The organism is Geobacter psychrophilus (assembly GCF_056821595.1).
In genome coordinates this window covers 681,592-706,461 of sequence record NZ_JBXDTU010000004.1, presented here as the reverse complement: position 1 = coordinate 706,461, position 24,870 = coordinate 681,592, and the positions used below count along the sequence as shown (strand labels likewise).

At 45.8% G+C, this 24,870-nt stretch carries 21 protein-coding genes; 15 read left to right on the top strand and 6 right to left on the bottom strand.

Features of this window, described 5'->3' with window-relative positions:
* Positions 1 to 12: 12 nt before the first annotated feature.
* From ACOCF6_RS05500 to ACOCF6_RS05435, 14 genes are all read left to right on the top strand, one after another.
* Positions 13 to 1,437, top strand: coding sequence for a TolB family protein (locus ACOCF6_RS05500; protein ID WP_482459390.1), 1,425 nt, complete (start codon positions 13 to 15; stop codon positions 1,435 to 1,437).
* A complete protein-coding gene (locus ACOCF6_RS05495; protein ID WP_482459389.1) occupies positions 1,437 to 2,732 on the top strand; it encodes a cytochrome c biogenesis ResB family protein in 1,296 nt (431 codons plus the stop codon). The genes ACOCF6_RS05500 and ACOCF6_RS05495 overlap by 1 nt, the downstream gene beginning before the upstream one ends.
* A 55-nt stretch (positions 2,733 to 2,787) precedes the next feature.
* Positions 2,788 to 4,020 carry an ArnT family glycosyltransferase gene (locus tag ACOCF6_RS05490; protein ID WP_482459388.1) on the top strand — a complete coding sequence of 411 codons (1,233 nt, stop codon included), beginning with the start codon at positions 2,788 to 2,790 and terminating at the stop codon, positions 4,018 to 4,020.
* On the top strand, positions 4,020 to 4,619 hold the full coding sequence (locus ACOCF6_RS05485) for a hypothetical protein (RefSeq protein WP_482459387.1): 600 nt from the start codon (positions 4,020 to 4,022) through the stop codon (positions 4,617 to 4,619). The genes ACOCF6_RS05490 and ACOCF6_RS05485 overlap by 1 nt, the downstream gene beginning before the upstream one ends.
* A gap of 201 nt (positions 4,620 to 4,820) precedes the next feature.
* Complete coding sequence (locus ACOCF6_RS05480; RefSeq protein WP_482459386.1) at positions 4,821 to 6,455, top strand: NAD(P)/FAD-dependent oxidoreductase; 1,635 nt, start codon at positions 4,821 to 4,823, stop codon at positions 6,453 to 6,455.
* 67 nt (positions 6,456 to 6,522) lie between these two features.
* Positions 6,523 to 7,821, top strand: a complete 1,299-nt coding sequence (locus ACOCF6_RS05475) for a hypothetical protein (protein ID WP_482459385.1) — start codon at positions 6,523 to 6,525, stop codon at positions 7,819 to 7,821.
* Positions 7,822 to 7,911: 90 nt separating this feature from the next.
* Positions 7,912 to 8,877, top strand: coding sequence for a glycosyltransferase family 2 protein (locus ACOCF6_RS05470; RefSeq protein WP_482459384.1), 966 nt, complete (start codon positions 7,912 to 7,914; stop codon positions 8,875 to 8,877).
* Entirely contained in the window at positions 8,878 to 10,761 is a 1,884-nt protein-coding gene (asnB, locus tag ACOCF6_RS05465; protein WP_482459383.1) for an asparagine synthase (glutamine-hydrolyzing), read from the top strand.
* A 192-nt stretch (positions 10,762 to 10,953) separates the two neighbouring features.
* Positions 10,954 to 12,333 carry a hypothetical protein gene (locus ACOCF6_RS05460; protein ID WP_482459382.1) on the top strand — a complete coding sequence of 460 codons (1,380 nt, stop codon included), beginning with the start codon at positions 10,954 to 10,956 and terminating at the stop codon, positions 12,331 to 12,333.
* A 131-nt stretch (positions 12,334 to 12,464) separates the two neighbouring features.
* Complete coding sequence (locus ACOCF6_RS05455) at positions 12,465 to 12,818, top strand: hypothetical protein (protein ID WP_482459381.1); 354 nt, start codon at positions 12,465 to 12,467, stop codon at positions 12,816 to 12,818.
* Positions 12,819 to 13,093: 275 nt separating this feature from the next.
* Positions 13,094 to 13,918, top strand: coding sequence for a cytochrome c biogenesis protein CcsA (gene ccsA, locus ACOCF6_RS05450; protein ID WP_482459380.1), 825 nt, complete (start codon positions 13,094 to 13,096; stop codon positions 13,916 to 13,918).
* A gap of 21 nt (positions 13,919 to 13,939) precedes the next feature.
* Complete coding sequence (locus ACOCF6_RS05445; protein ID WP_482459379.1) at positions 13,940 to 15,667, top strand: B12-binding domain-containing radical SAM protein; 1,728 nt, start codon at positions 13,940 to 13,942, stop codon at positions 15,665 to 15,667.
* Positions 15,668 to 15,801: 134 nt separating this feature from the next.
* On the top strand, positions 15,802 to 16,299 hold the full coding sequence (locus ACOCF6_RS05440) for a hypothetical protein (RefSeq protein ID WP_482459378.1): 498 nt from the start codon (positions 15,802 to 15,804) through the stop codon (positions 16,297 to 16,299).
* 29 nt (positions 16,300 to 16,328) lie between these two features.
* Positions 16,329 to 17,666 (top strand): B12-binding domain-containing radical SAM protein, encoded by a 1,338-nt coding sequence (locus tag ACOCF6_RS05435; protein WP_482459377.1) that lies wholly within the window; start codon positions 16,329 to 16,331, stop codon positions 17,664 to 17,666.
* A gap of 11 nt (positions 17,667 to 17,677) precedes the next feature.
* Here ACOCF6_RS05435 and ACOCF6_RS05430 read toward each other — a convergent pair whose 3' ends face one another.
* From ACOCF6_RS05430 to ACOCF6_RS05405, 6 genes are read right to left on the bottom strand one after another with little or no spacing between them, the layout of a single operon-like run.
* Positions 17,678 to 19,603, bottom strand: a complete 1,926-nt coding sequence (locus tag ACOCF6_RS05430) for a tetratricopeptide repeat protein (protein ID WP_482459376.1) — start codon at positions 19,601 to 19,603, stop codon at positions 17,678 to 17,680.
* Between the two features lie 13 nt (positions 19,604 to 19,616).
* Positions 19,617 to 20,009: a DUF2304 domain-containing protein gene (locus tag ACOCF6_RS05425; protein ID WP_482459375.1), complete on the bottom strand. Its 393-nt coding sequence runs from the start codon at positions 20,007 to 20,009 to the stop codon at positions 19,617 to 19,619.
* A complete protein-coding gene (locus ACOCF6_RS05420; RefSeq protein WP_482459374.1) occupies positions 20,010 to 20,723 on the bottom strand; it encodes a glycosyltransferase family 2 protein in 714 nt (237 codons plus the stop codon).
* A gap of 46 nt (positions 20,724 to 20,769) precedes the next feature.
* Positions 20,770 to 22,185 (bottom strand): B12-binding domain-containing radical SAM protein, encoded by a 1,416-nt coding sequence (locus ACOCF6_RS05415; RefSeq protein WP_482459373.1) that lies wholly within the window; start codon positions 22,183 to 22,185, stop codon positions 20,770 to 20,772.
* Between the two features lie 29 nt (positions 22,186 to 22,214).
* Positions 22,215 to 23,009: a glycosyltransferase gene (locus ACOCF6_RS05410; protein WP_482459372.1), complete on the bottom strand. Its 795-nt coding sequence runs from the start codon at positions 23,007 to 23,009 to the stop codon at positions 22,215 to 22,217.
* Positions 23,006 to 24,472 (bottom strand): ArnT family glycosyltransferase, encoded by a 1,467-nt coding sequence (locus tag ACOCF6_RS05405; protein ID WP_482459371.1) that lies wholly within the window; start codon positions 24,470 to 24,472, stop codon positions 23,006 to 23,008. The genes ACOCF6_RS05410 and ACOCF6_RS05405 overlap by 4 nt, the downstream gene beginning before the upstream one ends.
* A 22-nt stretch (positions 24,473 to 24,494) precedes the next feature.
* Between ACOCF6_RS05405 and ACOCF6_RS05400 the strand changes: the two genes are divergently transcribed.
* On the top strand, positions 24,495 to 24,803 hold the full coding sequence (locus ACOCF6_RS05400; RefSeq protein ID WP_482459370.1) for a hypothetical protein: 309 nt from the start codon (positions 24,495 to 24,497) through the stop codon (positions 24,801 to 24,803).
* The last annotated feature ends 67 nt before the right edge of the window (positions 24,804 to 24,870 follow it).

Below are 24,870 nucleotides of genomic sequence, written 5' to 3'. Positions count from 1 at the left end.
GAGGATGACCGGATGTGCCACCCAGGGATACGTTTCTTTTATCTGCTTATATGCACTGCGTATGTGCTGACTGTTTTGCCGGGTTGTTCCCGTGAACATACAGATTCCCGCCAGGTTACTCACAATAATGTATCCACATCGCAGCGTAGCGACAGCCTACAGAAGCATGCTCCAGTCGCCGCGGGAGCAGTTTCACTGTCAAGTGCTAGTGATATCAAGAACCAGACCGATGAAGGGCAAAATCATATCCAGCAAAATATCATTACATTCAGCTCTTCCGGCCGAGGTGTTGCCTACATTGCCGAAAACGATGGTAAAGAGTATGTGGTACATAATGGCAAACGGGGAAATCCGGTTACCGGGATTATAAATCTGGTAATTTCTCCGGATGGACAGCACGTAGCGTTCAGAAGACAACTGGGCGAATATAGAATGATGGTTGTTGACGGTGTTGCACATCAACTCTATAAAACTGTTTTTACGCCGGTATATAGCCCTGATAGTCGACATATTGCCTATCTGGCCGTTGAACAAAACGGATTGACCTATGTTGTCCTCGACGGAAAGCCGATCGACGGTGTTCAGGAAATCGTATCGTCAGAATTTTTGTTCAGCAGCGATTCCGGGCAACTTGTGTATCATGTAAGAGCCAATGGCGCTAACGATGGCTATCTAGTCCTGTATGATATCATGACCGGGAAAAAGACTGCGAAAACGTGCCTTGATGCTGTCATTCTCATGAATAATAAAAAAGATCGTATCGCTGCTGTGGTGAATGATGGCGCCGCACAAAGGGCTGTGACCTTTCCTGTCGGTTCACCTGATAAAATCGTAAAATCATCCAATTATGAAAAGATACAAGATTTGTCTTTTGGGGCAGATGGCGAGTCATTAGCTTTTGTTGCAGATAAAGGCACCAGCAAGTTTCTTGTCGTGAACGGTAGAGAAGAGATTCTCCCCGCTGATCTGGGAATATCCGCACCACCTATTATCCGTCCGGATGGACGCGGTGCCGGAATATTACTTGAGTCACACGACAGGTACAGTCGCTTTTATGTTTTTCACCAGACCGGCCAGAAACTATCTCAGGAAAAAAAATACGGTTTCGTAAAAGACCCCGCATTCAGTCGATCTGGAAGTGTGGCGTTCGTAGCCAATATTGATGAAAAGTTCTGTGTTGTTGTCGATGGTGTTAATGGTCCGGCTTTTGATGCCGCTCTTGAGCCTGTCTTTACTCCAGATGGTTCTAAACTGGTCTATCGGGCTCGTGAAGGTAATAAGCGCATGGTTGTTACCTACGATATGAATGGTAAAAAACATCGTCGACATCAAGGATATGAAATGGTTTTTCCTGTTACGATCAAAACAGAAGGCAATTCCATCGGCTACGGTGTAAAGGATGGCAATAGTCTGATCTGGAAGATTGAGAGGTTATAATGGCATGTGATGACGATACTCAGGGGAAAAGTGGCGAAAGTGAGCACTTTCCGGTTGAGCCCTATTATCATCCGGCTAACAGGCTCGCACTTCTAGTCTATGACTTTATGGCTTCATCCCGTTTGGCGATGGGATTGCTGATTTCGATTCTGATAAGTTGTCTGTGCGGTGGTATTCTATTCAGCACTGAACAGGCTCATCGCTTTATTTATGATTCACTCTGGTTTAATGGTTTGCTCGTGCTGCTGGCATGCAATACGGCTTGTTGTTTTTTTGGCAGAATCTGGCGGAGGCGAATCACTGTTATTACTTTTGGAATGATTCTGTTCCATCTCAGCTTTGTAGTTATGTTCCTGGCGATAGTCTTTGACAGCCTTTTTTATTTTGACGGACTTTTACGAATAACAGAAGGCGAAACAATTTCAAATAATGTCAAACAGTCATATGACAGTGTTCGTCATGGACTTTATTTCTCTTTTCCGCGATTGAAAGGTACTACTACCCTGCTGAAGGTGTATCGGGGATTCAAGGTCGATGGAGAAGAAAAAAATATCGCGTATGATCTTTCTTTTGATAGACCCGGGAAGCCGAGTAAAAGGGATAAAATCTATATCAACCACAAGGTTGACAACAATGGTGTCGAGTATTTTCGCGACCGGGAAGGGTATTCACTGCTGTTGATTCTGGATAGTGCACAGGGTAAGGAAATCTACGGTGCCCATTATCCGTTACAGAGTTTTAAACAGCAAAATAACTCGTATATTTATTCTACCGGCACCAATGCCGGTCCGGACCGCATTGAGTTTCCGTCAGAACAAGGTAAGGCACTTTTTGGCTTGCAGGCGGAATTCTTCTCTGACGATAAGAATGACCGGTCGGGTAAGGTCAGGTTCCAGGTTTGGCCTGCGTCGGTTTTGGTTGCGGGAGGTGCCGCTTCTCACAACGGAATGTCCGGTGGTTTAGACAAACAATCTGCAGCGGCGGCTCATCTTTCAGGAATGCAGGGAATGGAGATGCCGGCTGGTGGCGGACACGCTCCGGCATCCGGATTCCAGAACATCTCTTCCTCTATCGCTATGCAGAAGAAACTACCCAGACTGGCGGAAGGGACTGTCACTATCGGCAGCAAGCTCCCTTTTGGCGAGTATGCGCTGAGTGCGCGCGAAGTGCGCTACTGGGTTGCCATGAATGTTCGCTACAATCCGGGGAAACCGGTGGTGCTGACCAGCCTCTGTATCGGTCTGGCTGGATTGATAATTACAATGTACGGCAGGGTTCAGCGTTCCAGAAAATAGCAGATTCTGCCAGGGTGTATAGAGCCTCATACAAAATTAACAGGGCCATAATCTGATGAAAGATATGCATGTCAGCACCAAGATCTTTATTGTTGTATTTGTTTTTGCGGCGGTGTTGCGTCTCTGGGGGGTGTTTGATCAACATGCAATGATTGGTGACGAAGTCATCGACATTCCTTCAGCTAAGGCCTACTTTGAAAACGGTGTTGGCAACTGGAGATATCCCTATCTTAAAAGTATTATCTATGTTCTCGATATAAGATTGTTTGGTGATAATCCCGTCGGGTGGCGCATTGATAACATCGTTTTTAGTTTATTGTCCATCATACTGGTGTATCTGATTGCACAGCAAATATATGGCAGGCACACCATTTCTCTGCTGGCTGCATCAATGCTCGCCTTTGACCCCTTTCATATACATTTCAGTCGTGCAGGTACTATGGAGATTCCGGTAATATTCTTTTTTCTGTTGTATCTGTATCTAATGCTTGATTACAGCGAAAATAATCATCGTACACTACTATTGCCTGGAGTAGCTTTGGGTTTAACAATTGCGTCCAAAGCGTACTTTATGTTCGCTATTCCGCTGGTTGCAGGCTACGGTTTTTATTATGCGGTGAGACAATCTAAGTCAAATACGGTGTCTCTTTGTATTGAATTTTTTGTTTCATTAGTTCTACTGCCATTGGCACTATATTTAATCGTACATTTTCTCTGGTTCGCCCGCGGTCACACGTTAGCTGAGTTTCTGCTGCTCAAAGCCGATTCAATACGCATTCACAATATTTATACTTTTATAAATGCGGATATCCTGCAGCAAGGCGGTAAGCCATGGGAGTGGTTCATTAAGCCATCCTCCTTTGGCCACCAGCTTTCACAGGATGGTCAATATGGCAGGTTCGCACTGCAGATTAATAGTCCGCTCGTCAGGATTCTGGTCCTTCCCGCCGCAATCTTTGCCTCCTGGTATGCCATTGCAAAGCGCAACCTGCGCCACGCCTTGGTGCCACTTTTATTTGTTGCCTGTTATGGTTTATTCTTTGTTAGCAAACGTTCCTTTAACAGTTATTCTGCACTTGTGCTTCTGCCGTTTGCTTATATGATGGTGGCTCAGGCAGTCACCGTCTTGGCGAGCCGTTACCATCGTGAATTAGAAGTATCGGCTGCATTCTTATTCGTAATTGTGGTCTGGGGATGCTATCTTTTTCCGGTTTCTGCCGGTTTTCAGGTTCCCATTGAGCTGTACCGCACAGTCATTGATTCTTCTGCCATCACAAGAGTGTTCTGATGCCGTCTCGCCAGATAATACTTTACAGCTGCACGTCTTTTATATTTTTGGCTGTTATTGCCTTTACCCAGTACTATGGCCCCAGTCGCAGGGTCTTTGTTTCTCCCTCACGGGTTGAATTTGCTGTTTCGACCGCAGAGCTTGAACAGATATGGCAGAAGTCGGGCGTTAAGGGGCGGACGCTTGTTACCTTCTCGCGCTACCTGAATGCGACGGAATCCAAGGAAACGAAGGAAATCAAAGCGACTGAGCGTGCAATGGAAATGGGTATTATTCGGCGCGTATTCCATATTGTGCCGGACAACGCCTGGAATGAAGTTAGCAAAAATCTGACCGGCCGTAAAGGGATGCGACCCATTCCTGAAGGTTATTTAGGAATTTTTGAATACGGCAGAGTATATATCATGCCCTTTTCGCGCTTCAGCCCACCATCAGAAAAATCAATACTCGTAGTTGAACCCAAGATTTTAGCTGAAACAGAAATTGTCAAAATATTAGATAGTTTGAAGTCAGGGAAACTCTCGGCTGATCTGGTCACAGTCATCAGAGGAACTGCTCAAGATGCTATTAATTTTCGCACTGCACTTCAGTTAAGATAGTTTTTCAATTGCAGGCATTGTAATGTAGATCACGTTACTGTAGCCTTATAAAAGCCTTAGATTTATAACGTACATGCTGATTTACCGATTCAAAGAGTTCTACAAGTGCTCCCACGTGTCATGACAAATTGTTACAATGTACTGTTCTGCATCGAAGGGTTGGAGCATGAGGTGTTGTTATCGATGTACTGGGGCTAATGTGTGTCTAAAACTGCCATAATAATTGGAGCTGGTCCTGCGGGTCTAACCGCTGCATATGAGCTGTTAGATAATACGGACATTTCCCCGATAGTTTTTGAAATGACCGGTGATATTGGCGGGATATCAAAGACCGTTGTCTATAAAGGAAATCGTATTGATATCGGAGGCCATCGGTTCTTTTCTAAATCCATTCGAGTAATGGAATGGTGGCTCAACATCTTCCCGCTTCAAGGTGAGCCAGCAAAAGATTACAAGCTGCTTGACCGAACCATCCCTCTTGCTACTTCATGCAGGCACCGTTCTCTTAGATCAAAGCGAACAAAGTCAATTCCCGCCCCGAATCCTGAAGAGACTGATCGTGTAATGCTGGTGCGAAGCCGATTATCACGAATCTATTTTTTACGGAAGTTTTTTGACTATCCTATAAGCCTTTCAATTGAAACTCTAATAAATCTTGGTCTAGTTCGGGCGTTGCAGATCGGCTTGAGTTATCTGAAAGTTTTGCTACTACCTTCTCGTTTGGAAAGATCTTTGGAAGATTTCTTCATAAATCGTTTTGGCAGACAGCTTTACCTTACTTTTTTCAAGGACTACACTGAAAAAGTTTGGGGAGTTCCCTGCGAAAAAATTAAACCAGAATGGGGGATTCAAAGAATACGAGGTCTCTCGGTAGCAAAAACTCTCCTGAATGCGTTTAGAAAACTTTTCACGTCTCAGAAAGATATAAATCAGAAAAACATTGAAACAAGTCTGATTGAGTTGTTTTATTATCCTAAGTTGGGGCCGGGGCAACTGTGGGAAGCTGTTGCAGATGTTATTCAGGATAACGGCGGTAAGATTGTCCTTAATTCCAGAGTTATCGGAATAGAATCTATCGCTGACAAGATATCCGCTATATTGGTTCATGATGAAATCAGCAGGCAGGTGACCAGGTATGAAGCCGACTACGTGTTCTCTTCGATGCCTGTGAAAACTCTTATTTCTGCCATGGGTGATAGTGTTCCTGAGCCTGTCAAAGCAGTTGCTAAAGGGCTCATTTACAGAGATTTCATAACTGTCGGTTTGTTGATAAAAAAACTTAATATAATTAACGATACGAATCTGAAGACTATCAACGATCTGATTCCGGATAACTGGATTTACATACAAGAACGTAAAGTAAAGCTTGGCAGAATACAGATTTTCAATAATTGGAGCCCTTATATGGTGAAAGATCCAGATACTGTCTGGATTGGTCTGGAATACTTTTGTAGCGAAGGGGACGGCCTCTGGTCAATGGAGGATGCTCATTTTACGGATTTTGCCATAAATGAGCTAGTCAGCATTGGCTTTATCGATCAGGAATATGTTCTCGATTCAACGGTATTGAGAATGCCAAAAGCCTATCCTGCGTATTTTGGCAGTTATGAAAGGTTTGAAGACATTCAAAAATATACTGACCAGTTTACCAATCTTTTTCTGGTTGGCCGTAACGGGATGCATCGCTACAACAACACAGACCATTCAATGTTAACAGCCATGATTGCAGTGGAAAATATTATTGCTGGATGCATTGATAAATCCAATATTTGGAGTGTCAATACTGAAAGTGAATATGATGCGGCGAACAATTATTATACACAAGGACAAGCGTAGTTACCTTCGAAATTCAAGATTAAGGGGTTATGTAAGATTGGTAATAACAGGTTCCGTGGAAATATATATGAGAAAGTTGGTAATTTTAGTTCTTACAATTATGTTGGTGGGGTGTGGAATAAATTTGGCCTTTGAAGCATACAAGTCTTCGGTGGCTATAGATTTTTATAACTACTGGGGGATAGGCAAGGCCATGAAATTGAGTAATGGTACTTTGTCAAGTCCTTACCCAGATATAGATGCTTACGGCAATTTATTAGACCAATATGCTATTGTATCTAATGTAAAGCAACTGCAAAAAACTAATTCAATATGTCATGGTCTATTCAATTATGGGTTAGATATGACCATGACTCCGCTTATTTATACTGTGTATGCTTTAATGCCAGACGATTATTTGGTTGCCTTTAATTGTTTTTTGGCGATCAAATTGATTTTATTTATTGCTGTAATCTATGCCTTATACAAGTATGAAAGACTAGATATCCCATCGCTTGTTATTTTCATACTTATAGTATCATTTTTTAAACCGCTTATATCTGATACTAGGCTTGGAAATGTAAATATTTTCCAATTGCTTGTGATAGTTATTTGTTCATTCGTTGCTGGAAAAAAAGCATCCAGCAAGCCATTGGACATTTATAATTGTACGGCTTTTTTTTGTGGTATGGGGCTATTCGTTTTATTGAAACCTAATTTTTTACTGGTTGCATTAGCTATTGCAGCATGCGTAATTGTTAATTGCAATAAACGTACAGTTGTGATGTCTGCAATTGTAACAATGAGTTTCATGTTGATTTTGTTTTTAATTCCATGTTTCTATTTTAAGTCTTCAAGTGTTTGGAACGATTGGTTGGAATATCTTGCACTTGGAAGCAATAAACTTTGTACGAGCTTGTTCCTCGGAAACTTTTCTATTTCTTCTTTTGTTGCTACCAAACTGGATATTGGTATAAATTCTTCAGAAACTATAATATGTTTACTCTTAATGGTCAGTCTTTTATTGGCAATAAGAGTGAATATCAAAAATACTGTTATGGAACTACTTCAAAACATAAATTTATGTATTACACTAGCTGCATCAGCGACGCTTGCTTTATCTCCCATCGTTTGGTGGCATTATTATGTTATATTAATATTTCCTGCGTTATGGATGATGAAAATCAAGTCAGCATACTGGACTTACAAAATCCTAGGGTTAACTTCCATCTTGCTTTCATCCGACATCATATCGTGGCTGGATCTTGATAAATATTATCATTACAATGTTTATCTAGTAACGTGCAGTTGGATACCGATATGGATAGGTGCACTGATTATGGTTTCTGGCTTGAAATGTGGCGCTGTCGAACGTGGTTATTGTTAGCACCACATAAACTTTGTTTAAAAATATCCAAAATAATATGCTGCGGATTTGAATGTCTTATACTCAAAACTTCAGATATTGGAAGAATACGTGCTCATCTCTCCTATCAATAAAGCTGCTTCGTCCTCTCAGACAGACTATGAACTTCTATCAGAATTAAGCCTGATTATTCCGGCTTACAATGAAGAAGCTTCAATAGGAGACATCGTCAGACGGGCGACCACAATGTTGGAGCATAGTTCTACGCAGTGGGAAGTGATTGTTGTCTCTGATTGTTCCACAGACGATACCGCTGCCGTTGCTGCTGCTGCCGGAGCTAGTGTTATTACGCATCCGATCAACAGAGGATATGGCAATTCGTTGAAGACGGGGATAACTCGTGCCAAATACGGCACCATTGCTATAATTGATGCCGATGGAAGTTATTTTCCCGAAGATTTACAACTGCTCCTGCCGTTTGCATCGGAGTTTGACATGGTAGTCGGTCAACGCAGCGGCACTCATTTTCATGGCGGCCCCTTCAAGTACGTGGGGCGCCGTCTGCAGCTTTTTCTTGTAGAGTTCGCCACTGGGACAAAAGTACCTGATGTGAATTCTGGTTTAAGGGTATTCCCCCGGGAACTTTCATTGACTTTTTTTGATAACCTTTGTGGAGGATTTTCTTTTACAACAAGCATCACCCTCGCAATGCTGCTTACTGACGCCACCATAAAGTTTGCCCCGATCAGATATGAGGCGCGAATCGGCAAAAGTAATGTCAATTATTACCGCGATACTTTGCGCTCACTTCAGATCATCACCCATGCCATCCTCAGATTCAATCCGATCAAAATATTTCTTCTGCTAAGTCTTTTTCCGCTCGTTTGCTCGGGTTTGTTCGGGGCCATTATCCTCCCAGCTGTACATCTTCATCGCTATGATGTTTCCCTGCTCTCTGGGGTAATTGCTCTTCTGTTTTTGATGACGGCACTTATCATCATTGCGTTGGGATTTGTTGCAACGACAATCACAAGTACTTTTCACAAACCCTCCTTATCTGGCAAACGGAAAAAATAAATGTGCGGTATCTGCGGTATAGTCTATCATGGTGATGAGGCGCTGCATTCGCTAGTCTCGTCCATGAATGATTTGCAGCGCAAGAGGGGGCCGGACGATCTGGGTATATTCGACGTAATAACCCCCGGTTTTCGCTGTACTCTTGGTCATACGCGACTTGCCATCATAGATCGTGAAGGTGGTGCGCAACCAATGTCTGTCGAGAACGAAGCGGTACTGGTCTTTAATGGCGAAATTTACAACCATCTGAATCTTCGGAATGAGCTGAAAGTTAAAGGTGTTATTTTTCGAACCCACAGCGACACAGAGGTGGTGCTTCAAGGATACCGTGTCTGGGGTATCGAAGGTTTACTCAAGCGTATAGACGGCATGTTTGCCTTTGCCATCGTTGACCGACGTAATGGCCTCGTTGTCCTAGCCAGAGACCCGGCCGGGCAAAAACCGCTTTATTACAATATAACGAAAGACAACACTTATTTTGCCTTCGCATCTACATTGAAAGCGCTTGCATCATTGCCATGGTTTGACCGACACATTGATCGTATAGCATTGGAGCTTTTTCTCAATTTCCGCGTTATTCCTGCACCACACTGCATCTACCGCAACACCTTCAAGCTACCTCCTGGCAGTTATATGATCTATGATGGGCGCACTTTAATTATTAAAGAGTTCTGGTCCCCATCTGCCGTCCCCATACGCCAAGACAATCATACAGAGAGTGAACTGCTTGATGAATACCGCTCTGTACTGCGATCAACACTACAGGAAACGCTGATTGCCGATAGTCCCGTATCTCTTCTCCTATCGTCCGGTATTGACTCCACAACGCTTGCGCGGGAACTTGGTTGTCTTCCAGAACGAGATGGTGTGACCGCTTACACCATGGGTTTTAAGTCAGTGGGCTATGATGAGTCGAAATCTGCCGCGTTTGTGGCACGATCAGCAGGGCTTAAGCACGAGATACTGAATTTTGATGGCAAATCACTTGAGGAAGAACTTGAAACACTCAGTGATATTTTGGATGAACCATTTGGCGACCCTAGTCTCCTCCCAAGCCTGCGGTTATGCAGAGCGGTTGCCGATAAAACCAGAGTGGCTATTACAGGTGACGGGGCAGACGAACTTTTCGGCGGTTACCCAACGTTCAGTATTCTCAAGTTCTGGCCAATCTTGAACAGGTTTTCATTTTTCCTTAAACCGCTTTGTGAACTCGGACAGCATCTCCTTACAGGATCGGAACAACCTTATTCTCTTGCCATGAAGTTGCAGCGCCTCTCAAACGGATTTGGCCAAAGGGACTCAACGGCTTTTGCCCGTTGGCTTTGCATATTTTCACCAACAGAAGTAGCGGCACTTCTCGGTCAGCGAGAATCGGATGTTTTTTCGACATTTGTCTCATCTCAACTCGGCGGTGACCAACCTGACCCGGTTACCATGATGTGCCACTCTTATTTTCGTCTGTTCTTACCGGGGGTAGTTGAAAAAATGGACCGCGCCTCCATGAATTACTCTCTGGAGATTCGAGCCCCATTCCTGCAACGACGGATGCTGGAATTTGCTTTTTCTCTCCCGTCTCAGTTTAAGATCCGTCATGGTGTGACTAAATACATCATGCGCAAGTCGCTCTCAAATGAAACATACAGGGATGTTGCCTTTGCTCCGAAAAAGGGATTTCATCCACCGCTCGGCACATTATTTCTGGGCGAGAGGGTTGCGGAACTAACCAGAATAATGATGGATGCCTGTGATAGTCTCGGTATTGATCGGCATAGAATTTCGGGAATGCTCCAGGACCATCGTGCAGGCCGCTGTAATTACTCAGCGCAGCTCTGGCAAATACTTGTACTGGCACTATTTATCCGTAACAGCCGAACAGTTTATTGATAAGAGAAGTGGCTTATAGCCAGAAATCCACTGCTTTTTTAAAGGCGCTATTCTCGATTTAAAATATTCAACAGCAAGATGTTTGAGTTGGAGGTGTCTCTGTTGACATGACTCCTCGCACAATGGGATACTCAAATCTGTGATAATATGTGGCTTAAGTTTTGAGCTGGACACAGGGGAACGGGGAAATTTGTGAAATATTGCATTGCTATGGTTTGGGCGATTTCGGCCATTATGCTGGTGATAACGGGGTGCAATTCAACCGGGACTCGTCAGTCGGATTCCTCTGATCAGGCAGCAGTCAAGACGACCCTTCTCGCTACAATCGTTGATGATGCGGTGCAACAACAGGTACTTCCCTCGCTTGGCATGGGGCTTCATGAACCACAGGCGCCGTCGTTTAAACCACTTTTCAGTAAGAATGGCGGCGGAGTGGCATACAGTGCCGAAAAAAACGGTAAGGAATACGTTGTTTATAACGGCCGTCCCGGGAAACTGTATGACGCTGTAGGCAACATAGTACTCAGTCCCAATGGTCGTCGCATCGCCTATGGTGCGCTCGCAGACGGCGCATGGCATATGGTCATTGACGGCAAGGAAGGCATGTCGTACAGCGCGGTAAAATCACCCCTCTTCAGCCCCGACGGCAGCCATCTTGCCTATCAGGCGCTCTCTGGCGAAAAATGGTACCTGGTAGTGGACACCACAGCGAATGGCGGCACGCATACCCGCCTCATGGATCACCAATTCAGTTCAGATTCCCGCACAATTGCCTATCTTGATAACGCGGATGCATATAACAGGAGAGGGCGGCTTGTGCTCAGCGATTTGTCCTTTGCGCAGCAGACAGTTATCAGTACTAGTGCATTCCGGATGACATTGAACCCGGACGGATCTCGAGTTGCTGCAATCTGTTCACGTGGCGACAAACAGTATGTTGTCTCGTTCCGGTTTGACCGGCCGAATGATGTGCAGTGCGGGCCGGAGTATTCTGTTATAAATAACCTCGCTTTCGGTCAAGATGGAATAACTCTGACCTATGTCGCAGAACGGAATGGCACTCGCGTCATGGTTTTTAACAATCGGGAGGAAGTACTTCCCAAGGCTGGTATTCCTGTTGAAACGCCTGTCGTACGACCAGATCAGAAGGGGGCAGGTTCTCTCATCGCGGTTAATAACCAGGTGTTTTTCCGGCAGTTCTTTTTTGATGTCGGTAAAGAGACGAAAGTCTATGATGAGGCCAGTAACCTTGTCTATGACAGAAACGGTGATGTCTATGCCTATGCGGCGCGCCGGGGCAATGGCTGGTTTGTCGTGGTAAATGGAGTTGAGGGACCGGAATTTGACCGGGTAGTCTCTCCTAAGTTTAGTCCGAACGGCAAATTTCTCGTGTATCGGGCGCGGAAAGACGGCAGGCGCTTTGTTGTGGTTGCTACAAAAACCGGTAAAGTTATTCGTCAGCATCCCGCTTATGAGCAGGTGTTTGATGTGGAATTTGCCACGGATGGAAAGACGGTGGCCTATGGGGTCAAGGATGGAGCACGACTGATCTGGCAGGTGGAGTCATTATGAGGCGAGTAGCAAAGTTTTGGTACATCCTGACATTTTTTTTCTGTAGTGCAGTGTGCTCCACCAGCGCTGAAGAACTGCCGTTTTGCAGCAACAGAACGATTAATGAGGTGACGTACCGGGCAGGTTGTACGGTGGGTGATGTAAAATGTTGGCTGAAAAAAGGGGGATTCTGCACCGATTACGTACTGAAAAAATCCCAAGTTGATCGGTCCGGGGGAGACGTTTCCTGGGTGCCCGTGTCGCCGGAAAATGTGAAAGCGGGGGATATTGCTGTTTTTGCATCTCGTTCCCACTATGCCTTTGTTGAGGGTATTGTTCGGGACAAACAGGGAAAACCGGTGTCTGTGAATGTTTCAGAATATAATTTTGGTGACTGCCTTGTTGATGAGCAGACTATGGTAACTGACAAATATGGAGCACTGAATACCAGATCGAACATACTTCTGCAGGCTGTGGATGGCGGATTCATAAGAAGGGCAAAGTAGGCTCCCTGATGACAGAGTAACGTACGACACTCTGCCACTTTATTGGGGCGAGTCGGCGAACCAGAGGTTTTTCCTCAGTATTGACGTTACACCGCTCCATTTCATATTTTGGGAATGCCGAGCTTGACTTGAACGACAGGAGATATTCTGGCTTTTATATGTGTCAAAGCGCATCGTGGTATAGCTTGAATATACGTGCCTTGTTGAAATTACGATCAGCTTGATTTCATTAGGTCGATGTACTATTGTGAACAATATTCGAATAAGGAGTAAACATGAATTCTGAGCTTACAATATTTTGGGTTTCTGTCAGCCTATACGGCATCAGCGCTTTCAGCTACATCTTTGGTATGATTGCCAAGCAGGACAAGCTGTTCAGCATTGGTTTATTCAGCGCTCTGGCCGGCTTCCTTCCCCATGTGGCAGTGATTGTGCTGCGCTGGTCGTCAACCGGCATTAGTCCTTTTATTTCCATCTCGGAATCGTTGATTCTTGGTGTTTTCATGACGGTACTGATATTTCTGATATTTCAGTTCAGTACGAAAAAGGTGCGTCCATTGGGTGTGCTGGTGATGCCGGTTGCATTTGTTCTGATGGGGTGGGCCGGCACACTTATGAAAGTGGTCGCTGCCACTCTTCCTCCTGCATTGCAAAGCGGTTGGATATGGGTGCATATTGTCGGTGCCTCAACTGGATTTGCCGCGGTTTTAATCGCAGCCGGTCTAGGGCTGCTTTATCTGCTTAAGGAGAAAAAATCAGGCGGTTTTTATGACAAACTGCCCGATCTGCAGTCGATGGATATGATGTCGTATCGTTTTGTAGCCGGCGGCTTTATACTTTACAGTTTTATGATGGTTTCCGGCTGTTTTTGGGCAAATCAGGTTAAAGGGACATACTGGAACTGGGATCCGGTTGAGGTTTGGTCATTGGTCTCCTGGCTGACCTACGGCATTTATCTCCACCTGAGAATTACTTTCGGTTGGCGCGGAAGGAAGTTGGCTTGGTACGCACTTCTGGCTTTGTTTGCTATGATCGTCAGCTACTGGGGCATTCCGTTTTCGGTGGAGACATTCCACAGTGGTTTCAGGATTGAGCATTAAGAGGACTCAGGGGGAGTTCGAATGAAACTTGCCATACTCTCGCCGCAGTTCCCTTTTTCCGGCCGCGTTCCGCTTGTTCCGCCGATTCTGGAGTATCTTGCCGCTCTGACGCTGCGGGAAGTGCCAGGGGTGGATGTCCAGCTTTTTGATGCCAATCAGGTTGAAATTTCTCCACCTGATATTTCCGCCGATACAGTCGCAATCAGTGTCATGACGGCAACAGCCCCGTGGGCCTATCGCTTTGCTGACGAGTGCCGACGTATCGGCAAGAAGGTCATTCTGGGGGGTATTCACCCGTCTGCCTTGCCTGAAGAAGCTGCGCTGCATGCCGATGCGGTTATTGTCGGCGAAGCTGAATCTGTGTGGGGTCAGGTCCTGGGCGATGCTCAGAGAGGCACTTTGGCAAGGCTGTATCATGGTGAGCGTTTGCCGCTGATTAATCTTCCAAGACCTATCGATGGCAAGTTGAAAGGCAACTATCAATTCCGGGCGTTTTTCACTATGCGAGGGTGCCCTTACCGCTGCACCTTCTGTTCGGTTCGCACTTTTTTTGGTGACACTATCCGTTACCGACCGATTGATGAAGTAGTGGCGGAAGTCGGGGCATGTGCCGGTAAACTCTGGTTCAATGGCGATGACAATATCTGGGGCGGCGACCTGCAGCGCAGCATTGATCTGTTTAATGCCTTGGGGCAGGGGAGCAATCGCAAGTGGTACGGATTTGGCGATCTCAAGTCTATTCAAAGTGAGCAAGGGGCAAAAATGCTTGCGGCTGCCAGCAGGAGTGGCCTGTTCTCGGTATGGGTCGGATGGGAGAACGACGAAAATCAACTTGGTGTTTTCAAGGCCTCAGGCAAGCAGGGAGGCGACAGAGTTGCGGCAGTAAAGCAGATGCAGGATGCAGGGATCGATGTTACCCTGTTTGTTGTTCTTGGTGGCCGGCAGGATTCAATCGACAGTTTCAAGAGGACATTGGAGCTGTCGGAACGCCTGCAGGTCGGTATTCATCCGGTATTGCTCACTCCGCTGCCGGGTACTGAGCTGTATGATGAATACCGGGAATACCTGATTCCCGGCTTGGGGTGGGAATCATTCACCGGAGTAAATGCCGTTTTTGATCACCCTTCACCCGAAATGACCACGTTACGCAGGGAAGAAGAATATCATCGCCTTGCTGATGAGTTGTTCAAATTCGAACGGATCACCAACCGGATCAGCAAAATATCTGCCAAGGGCTTCCCCGCAACTCATATCTACTCGATGATGATGCAGCTTCCGATGAAGCACGCCCTGAGCAAGGCATACCATGAATGGCAGGTTGACATACATGCTTCTTCAAATACCCCTACTGTTATAAACAAAGATGATATATATTTACAGTCTGAGGCAGAGAGTCCTGAGAACGATAGTGTCTTAAACACTGCCAAGGCTTTTTTTCAACGGGAAGAGGTTTTTTGCTGGGTGGTGTGCATCGCCGGTATAACAATGGTGGATGTATTAGAATACTATTTTATCTCTTTAATATGGTTATTTGATGCTTTGGAATATCTGTTTTTTTCGAGTTCATTTCTACTGGTGCTGACTTTTTTAGTGATTAACCGGAAGCGTTATTACCACCATGTTGATACTCTTATCAACTGGTCGATGGATGGCGCATCGCGACGGGCACTTTTGGTAAGACAGGTGACTTTTGCACTGTTATACCTTGGCGGCCAGCATTGGGGCCACCTCTGTTTATTCCATGACTGATACAAATAGATTTTCTTGTTTGATTGATTTTGTTGGTTACGCAAATCATGTATATTTGTTATCTTGATTTAGTGGGAGAGCGGGACTCAACACAGTCTTACCGTATTAATTGATGTTAATGTTGGAGGGAATACGTGAAAAATAGTGTTTTGATAGTTGTAATTATGCTGGTCTGTTTCCCCCTGTGCGCGTTATCAAAAGAGCCGACGGGAGGTTTGCAGTTTCATGGCAGCGTGATTCCTGGAAAAGCGGTTGATCCGTCAACCGGGGATATTGGACTTGCAAAGGCAATAAAAGGTGTAAAGTTACCCCATTATCCATCGAAAACCTTTGGAGAGGCTGCTGACAGTTACCGTTATTTTTCAAAAAGAGAGTGGAAAGAGACCCGTTCAACGAACGGGAAAGTGTATGTTGATTTTACCGGTTGGCTCAAAAATAAATCTCCAGATTTCAGTGATGTTTCATTGCGGGGAGTCGGGATCAAATTTCTGGTAAATCCGGATGGCAGTTATGCGGTTGTGATGGTATCAAAGGTTGAATCAAAAACAGATGGCAAAACTTACAGCGATCCTCAGCCTGACATATCAGGCATTTTAAATAAATTATACAAGAACGTAGAAATAAAATTCTAGACTGACTAAATAATATTAAGGATTTGCATTTGAAACTTGCCATAATCTTCCCGCCACTGCCGTTTGGCTGGACTCCGGTTGCACCCCCAATCCTCGAATATCTTGCAGCTCTTACCCGTCGGGAAGACCCCACAATTGAAATTGAATTGTACAGCGCCAGCGCCACGCCGGATGTGTTTGATACTCTTGAGTGTGATCTGGCGGCAATCAGCCTGCTGACGCCGACCTCTGTGCCAGGATATCGTATTGCGGAAAAATTGCGGGCGCGTGGCACGAAAGTGGTGTATGGCGGCATTCATGCGTCGTCACTACCAGAAGAATCAATTCAACATGGTGATGCCGTTGTCATTGGCGAGGCAGAAACGGCCTGGCCTCATGTGCTCAAAGACTTTAAGGCTGGAGCCCTGAAGCAGTTTTACCATGGTGAACAACTCCAGTTGAATGATCTGCCGACTCCACTCTACGGGATGCTCAAGCATGGCCATCAGTTCCGTATTGTCAATACCTCGCGGGGTTGCCCGTACAATTGTACCTTCTGCTCGGTTAAGCCGTTTATGGGGGCGGACATACGTTTTCGACCAATTGACCATGTGGTGCGTGATGTTGCTGCTATACCGGAGAAGATGTATATCAATGGTGATGAAAATATCTGGTGGCAGGGCTTTGAACAGCGCGCTATTGACATGTTCACGGCTCTCAAAGGGAGTGGTAAAAAATGGATGGGTTTCGGTAGCCTCCGTCCGGTGTTGACTCCCGCCGGATCACGGATGCTGAACGCCGCGCGCGAGAGTGGTATGTTGACGGTCTGGGTCGGTTGGGATGCTATTTCTGACGAAGCGCTTACATCGTACAAAGCTAACGGAAAGGTGGGGGTTGACCGCGAGCGTGCGGTACGCACATTGCGTGATCATGGAATTGATGTGTCGCTTTTTTATATGCTCGGCAGTCGCGAAGATTCAATGGACGACTTTAAACGTTCCGTTGAACTTGCCGATCGCCTGGGGGTCAGTATGCACCCTTCCCTGATTGTTCCCTATCCCAATACGGAACTGCGACGTCAATATGAGCCATACCTCTACAAGGATCTTGGTTGGGAATATTATTCCGGAGCCTACGCGCTGTTTGAACATCCTGATCCTGCCATGACGCCGGAAGCACGCGAAGAAGCTTTTTATGAAAGTTCACTGGAAATATTGAGTCTACCGAGAGTGTTACGCCATATGTTCAAAGTGCCTCTTTCCGGATTTCCTTACGCACATATCCTGTCACTGATGAACCAGTTGCCGGTGCGCAAGGGAATGAAGATCGCCTATGAAAAGTGGAAAATAGAGAGAAGTGGCGTACGAAGAAGTCAACTCATCGGATAATTAAAAAACGGCTATTTTCTGTCGGATGGATGGTGGCGTGTAGTCTTCTTTGTCCACCCCGCCTGTTTTTGTGATTCGATATCTTTTATTGCTTGTGCAGCATAATTGTTTCCGGGGTTCATACTCAGTACCTTCTGAAATTCCTTTAAGGCGTCCTCAAGTTTTCCGTTTGTCATGAGAGCAAATGCATAATTGTTCCTGAATTCGGAAGAGTCCGGGTTATATTCCACAGAGAATGCAAACGCATTGACGGCCTGATCAAGTTCCCCCAATTCAGCGTAGTTTATCCCAACTTCATTATATATAGATGCAAACTGAATAGCATTGAATGCGCTTAAGCTGAGAGCTTTGAGAAACATGTTCAGTGATTCGGCGTATTGTTTCTTTTCCCTAAGGACCAGTCCCATGTTGTAGTACGCCTCAATAAAATCAGGTTCCAGCCTTACAGCCTCCTGATACTCCCGCAGTGCTTCGTCAAATTTAAAGCTATAATAATATCCAATTCCAAGCACATTATGAGCGCGCACCTTGTTGGGACTTTTGGAAACAGTATCGCTCCAGATTGATACCCAATTCCGCCAGACGTTATTCCTTGCGTAGGTCGCACCGGATAGGGTGATAATGATTCCTGCTACAAGCAGCATGGTGACTTTTCGAATGTTATTATAATATTGCTCAAGCTTTAATACACCCAAAGTGCCGAATGAAACCGCAGAAATAAAGAAACCGAACGACGGGAGATAGAGGCGATGTTCAAAGATCACGTCACGAAGGGAGATTATGGTGGATTCAATCGATAAGGTGATAAAGAACCAAAAAATGCCGAAAGCTGCCAAGAGATATAAAGGGCGTGTTTGCAAAGCCATATGACGAGGTGCATCTTCCTTAATTTCGTGTTGCTTACTTTTATGGTTTGCCTTTACGAATAAATAAATTGCCAGCATGAAGAGTGAAAGAAGTGCCAGCAGAGAAAGGAATGTCCTTGGCTCAAACAATGTATGATTGATTGGATAATCATAATCCAGGTTCTGGTTGACGGGGAGTATAAGGAGACGAAGGTACGTTAGTATTACACTGAACTGGGTGAAGAGATATTCCCAGCGAGTAATCTCTACTACACCATACGCCGGGGAATTTACATCCGACAGCATTGAACCGCCGGTTGTGACCGTTGAGCGGATCGTGACAAATACGGTATACGGGATGATTGCCATGGTTAGAAACAGCGGGGTCATTTGAGCAAGCAGTTTGCGTCCCGGCCGGCCAAAGAATGAGCATTCATACAGCAGAATAATTACCGGCAGAGTAAAGGCTATTTCTTTGGTTTTCATAGCTAAAACAGCAACCATAAATGACAATGCATACCACGGCGAGGTGAATCCTTTCAGAAAGGAATCGGTTTCTACTCTGACCAATCGCCATTGGACATAGCAAACAAGGGCTGCTAGGTAGAACATTGCAGCCAGTGAAGTCAAGCGCTGAACAATGTATGTGACAGCCTGAGTCTGAATGGGGTGACTGACGAAAAGCAAAGCAATTACGAATGCAAACTTGTTGATATGTGGTTCAATTGATGTGTTTTTTAACTGTGGAGTCCTGAGCGTAACGCGTACCAGACTGTAGACAAGAAGAGAGCAGAGGGTGTGTATTACGATGTTAACAATGTGGTAACCGACAACATTTAACCCGCTAAAATGATAGTTAATAGCAAAAGTTAGGTAGCCTATGACTCGATTAGGCAGAAAGGAGTACCCGCCGTTAATAAAATTGCTTAGTCCATGAACAGAGTTGTTGAGCTGAATAGAACTTTCATCATCAAAAAGAAACGGCGTTTGAAAGGTGTTGGAGTATATTCCCAGAGCGATGACTGCAATGACCATAATATGCAAAAGTGGATTTCCCAGCAGTCTTGAATTTTTCATGGCGATTTCAGGCATGGGTATTATTACTCTAAATGTGCGGTATGTTATCAAGGGACGTATTGCTGCCTGTATGCTCCTTCAGAGATCTTTCAACTTCGGTTTTGAGCAGGGCATTTTCCTGTACAAGATTTTTAATCTGGTCAGTCAGTTTTGAAATTTTTATGGAAAACTGCACGGATAGTAGCATAAGAAAAATAATGGAGCCCATAAACAGCGTTGTTGTGGGCAAACCGGCACCTATAAAATGGGTCACCGCTTCGAGCCAGTCGTATTTGATAACAAGGGCGAACATGATAACGCTGGTGGCAAGCCAGAGGACGGAATACTCTTCCCGGAGTAGGCGTCTTCGCACCATGTCGATAGTGGTGGCAAACACAACTACGCAGATGATAAGGGCAAATATCTGTTGGCGTAAAGGCATTTACATCCTCCGGTAGGATTGTTTGCGCCGCAGCAAGGTAACCGAAATGGAAAGGATCATTTTGAATACGTAATAGAGCGGTCTGATACCGCTATGCATGGATGTCCCGGCGGCATTATTGAACATGCGCACCGGTACCTCCGTAATTGTGAAACCGGCTCGATGCAATGTGATCAACACGTCGGCGTCAGGATAGTCGTTCGGAAACGCCTCACTGGTAAAGAAGCGGATGACATCACGATTGAACGCCTGGTAGCCGGAAGTTGAATCGGTAATCCGTTGCCCGGTTCGCCAGGAAACGAGATTTTTAAATAGAATCATGCCGAGGCTACGAACCCAGTTCGGTTCGTAGCTTCCTCCTCCTTGAAAGCGCGAACCGATCGCGAAATCAGCTTCTCCGGCTAGTACCGGCTGGAGCAGAGTTGGAATGCAGGCCGGATCGTGCTGACCATCGCCATCAATTTGGACAATGGCATCGTAGCTGTTGGCGTAGGCAAATTTGTAGCCGGTCTGAATGGCAACCCCATAGCCCATATTAAAGGCATGAGATGTTACCACTGCACTGGCAGCTTTTGCCAGCGCCGCAGTCGAGTCGGTCGAGCCATCATCCACCACAAGAATATCATAGTCAGGAACGACACGGCGGATGTCAGCTATAACTGCTGAAATTCCGGACGCTTCGTTAAAAGCAGGTATCAGGACAAGTATCTTCATGGCGGCGCGATAGTAGCACAGCTAAAAAAGTAATGCCAGAGCACGCTTAAGCCGTCATGTTTCGGTATAAAGATTTGAACCCGTTCCAGAACCCGTGTGCCAGAGATGGTCTTTGTATGAGTCTCAGGGCGTAATCAACAATTATGCGAAACCTCAGGTAAAAGCGCTTTAACAGCACTTTCTGGGCGAGTTCCAAATCTTCTCTGGTTAGTCCCTTCGGCACAAAGACGGCGTTAAGCAGATTCATATTTTCCCAGTTGGCGTCGAATGTACCAAATTCACTGGCCCGATCATAGATCTCTGAACCGGGAAATGGCGTCATAAGTGATACGCTGATGTCGTTCAAAGGAAGCTTGAGAGCGAAATCCAGCGTGCTACGCAGGGTTTCCCTCGTTTCTCCCGGATGACCGATGATGAAAAAACCTTTTGTCTTGATTCCGGCATCCTGGCAGAGGGCAACGGCGTTGCGCACTTGATTCAGTGTAATCCCCTTGTTGACCAGATCGAGAATTCCCTGAGATCCGCTTTCAATGCCGTAACTGATCTGCCAGCAGCCGGCAGCGCGCATTAATTTCAAATTATCTGCCGTTACATGGCTAACCCGTCCCAGACATGTCCAGGAAATATCAAGCTTCAATGAAATAAGGCGCCTGCACAACTCCACCAAGCGTTTTTTGAATGTTATAAATGTATCGTCTTCGAAGCTGAACTCCTTAATTCCATAGCGCTGGTACAGTTCAGTCATTTCTCTTACGATATATTCGGCACTGTAGGCGTGACAGCTTGAACCGAAGACCGATCTGTCACAGAATATGCAGGTATTGGGACAGCCACGGGATGTAACAAGCGTCGCAGCCGGTAGGTTGCGTACCTTGAATGGCGCTGGCAGATAACGCTGCGGAAATTCTTCAAGAAGATCCCAGGCTGGAAAGGGGAGGGCGTCGAGATTGGCGATCATGGGGCGCCGGCCGGTATCACAGAGGTTGTTGCTGTTACGATAGATAATGCCTTGAACCGTTGCAAGGTCAGCACCGTCCTGTAGCACTGCCAGCAGCTCTGCAATAGTTGCTTCACCCTCCCCGACGACAGCGATATCCAGTGACGGAAAGCGGGTCATTGTTTCCAGGGGGGCGGCGGTTATGTGCGGCCCGCCGGCAATTATACGTGTGTCAGGAAAGAGGCGTTTAACCGCAGTAGCAATATCGCTGGCGTTGCCGATTGCCAATGTTGTCGAGGAAATACCGATGACATCAGGTTTGAGTAGCGCGATGCGCTGCAGAAGTTCCTGCTCAGTTAATTCAAGTGCCGATGCATCGATGACAGCGCAGTCAAAACCATGGTGACGTGCCACAGCAGCAAGTGTGAGGATGCCAAGTGACGGAGAAGAACTGCCGCCTCCGGCGAGTGAGCCATAGCGCCTTTCACGGGTGAGGGGAGGGGTAGTGAAGAGTACTTTAAGCATGGTCGGTTCTCAAGCGCATCTTTGTCCGCTTACTTTAATAAACCGTAGATTAGTTTCGTGCGGAAACCGTAAACCTTATGCAGTAAAACCGCAAGCTTTCCGCGTATCCCCAGATCTGCCGCATGATGTTGCGCCGTAACGGCAACGGCCTTGATGCCATCAAAAGTTCGGGTACTGCTTTTTGCTTCAGGGTGTACCCGGGAATCTGCAAAATAAGTCTTAGTAATTTCCGGTGCGGTTATCCGGGCAAAATGCAGAAACAGATCGTAGTCCATATCCATATCCCGATCAACATCGACTCCGCCAACCATGTCCCACAGAGCGCGATTCCACAAAACCGCCATCTGTGGGATAAATGGCTCGGTGAGAAGCTTGTAGATGGAGAAGGTCCGGCCGCGCCAGTTTTTATATGCCACGATCGGCCTGAAAATTTGTATCCCCAGTTCATTGATGATGCCACAGCGCCCATACATCCATCGTGGTTTGGAGGAGTTGAGATATGCAGCCGCTTCTTTCAGTGTACCGGGTCGCAAGCGGTCATCGGAATTGAGCCAAGCGAGGACGGTTCCACGTGCCATCGACATGCCACGGTTAATGGCGTCAGATTGCCCGTTGTCAGGAGCGAAACATAGTACAAGTGTATCTGCAAATTCATCTTTCAGCCTGAGAAGCAGTTCGCGTGAGCCATCAGTAGAGCCCGGGTCCATGACGATCAATTCAACCTCGACTTCGATCTGTTCGAGAACGGAACGAACTGCTTCCTCCAGGTATCTCGCCTGCTGGTAACAGGGCATGATGATGGATATAGTGGGTGTGAAAATCATAAATTATTCTCGGTTTTTTTTAGGGTAACATTCCCGTCATCCGTAAATACGACGACAATGTCTGCATTAAATGTTGGGCGCGTGATAGTCCTTGAAATATTTTGTACATCAATGTGCTCGATGCGAGGTCCACTAAGCCCGCCCTCGCGAGTCAGCATCCATAAAGGGTAGACCCGCGAATTTCCATTCGAAATCAAAGCTATGTTTTTGTATTTTGCCAAAGATATCAGGGCTGCTGCCGAAAACATCTCCCGGCTGAAATGCGGATCTCTGTTTAAATAAAGGGTCTGACGTGGTTGATAAAAAATAGATGGGGGATATTGGGGGATACACGTGAGAGAGAGCATTGGTCGGGATAGATTGAATAAAACCTGAGGGAGGGATGAAATTGCAAAAACCAGGACTACGGTGCTACAGATCCACTTTTGTGTAAGACTTGTGATGATTATGCCGGCAACTGGTGAGAAGAGTATGAATAGCGGCAAATGGAGGCGAGTAGCCCATGGGGACCACCGCAACACAATACAGAAAAGGATAAAACCGGCTATAATTTGTACCGTATAAAGGGTGAGCGGTCCCTTGCTTTTGTAAAGTAATAACGCAGTTGCTATGAATATGAATAAGTGCACCGGGTTTCCTGAAGTGTCATCAGAGGGGGCAAGACGGCTAAGTGTCTCAATATCTGTATCCGGCCACGTGGTACCGGCGTCATTCATGTCAATTCCAAGTAAGGTATGGAATGACTTCAGGGAACTCTTCAGGAAATCATTAACAGCGAATGAAGGGGTCAAAATATGGAGGAACAGGTTTCTTGAAATGTTGGATACAATTGTGGATGGCCTTAAATTACTCAAGTGATACGGCGCCGTACCTGATTGCATGGGATTATGAAACAATGCGTAATTACGCTGGTAATGTCCCATGTTTATAGAGAGTACAATTACTGCCAGCATGACGGATTTCAGCACTGCAGCGCGCCATGAAAGTCTGATGTGCAGGTACAGGAACCAAATTGCAAAAGGGAATGCATAGAGATTGGCAGAGGGTTTGGTTAAAATTGCCAACCCCAGACTACAGGACATGAGTGTGCACCAGTAAAATGATTTGTCCTGTGTTGATTTAAGCCCGAAAATAACGAAGCAGACCAGCCAGAACGACACAACAAGATCATTCTGGGTACTGGTGGATTGAAGGATTGCCATGGGAATGGTAGCAGTGATGACTCCGGAAAGCAGTTGACCACGCAAAGGCGAACCAAGCAGTTCGGCAAGGTACATTATACCGATTATGCATCCTGTCATGCTGAACCACTGAACCAGATTTGCCAGGAGATCTCCTCCACATAACAACTGAAAATTTGCAATTGCAAACTCTGCCCAAGGACACAGTTCGATCTGAGCAAGGTTGCTCGTTTGGAAGTGCGCGACAGAACCCTGCTGAATCCAGAACATGATACGTGTCATATGATACGTCAGGGAGTCGTAGTTGTTGGGCGGTGATACTACTGCTATGGCAAAGGTGCATGCCAATATCATGCAGATGACGACTATGATGAATTTTTCGACAGTGGTATGGATTGCAAGTGGTTTTGCTGTGGAAATGGAACATGAACTGAAAAACATAAAACCGGCAACACAGGTGAGTATTGCCCAGCCATACGCCAAGTTGGAAACGTTGAATGCATTGAAAATGCTCAATAACTCGGTGAGAAATGTCACCGAGATACCCCATGCTACTGAAGACATAAGAAAGCTGACTCGTCTGTCAGAACCTTTTTTTCGTAGAAACCCGTAGAAAAGCCCCCACGCTAAAAGGGGTATGAGAGATAGGAATGCCATTGAATTACTTTTGTCCATTTTTC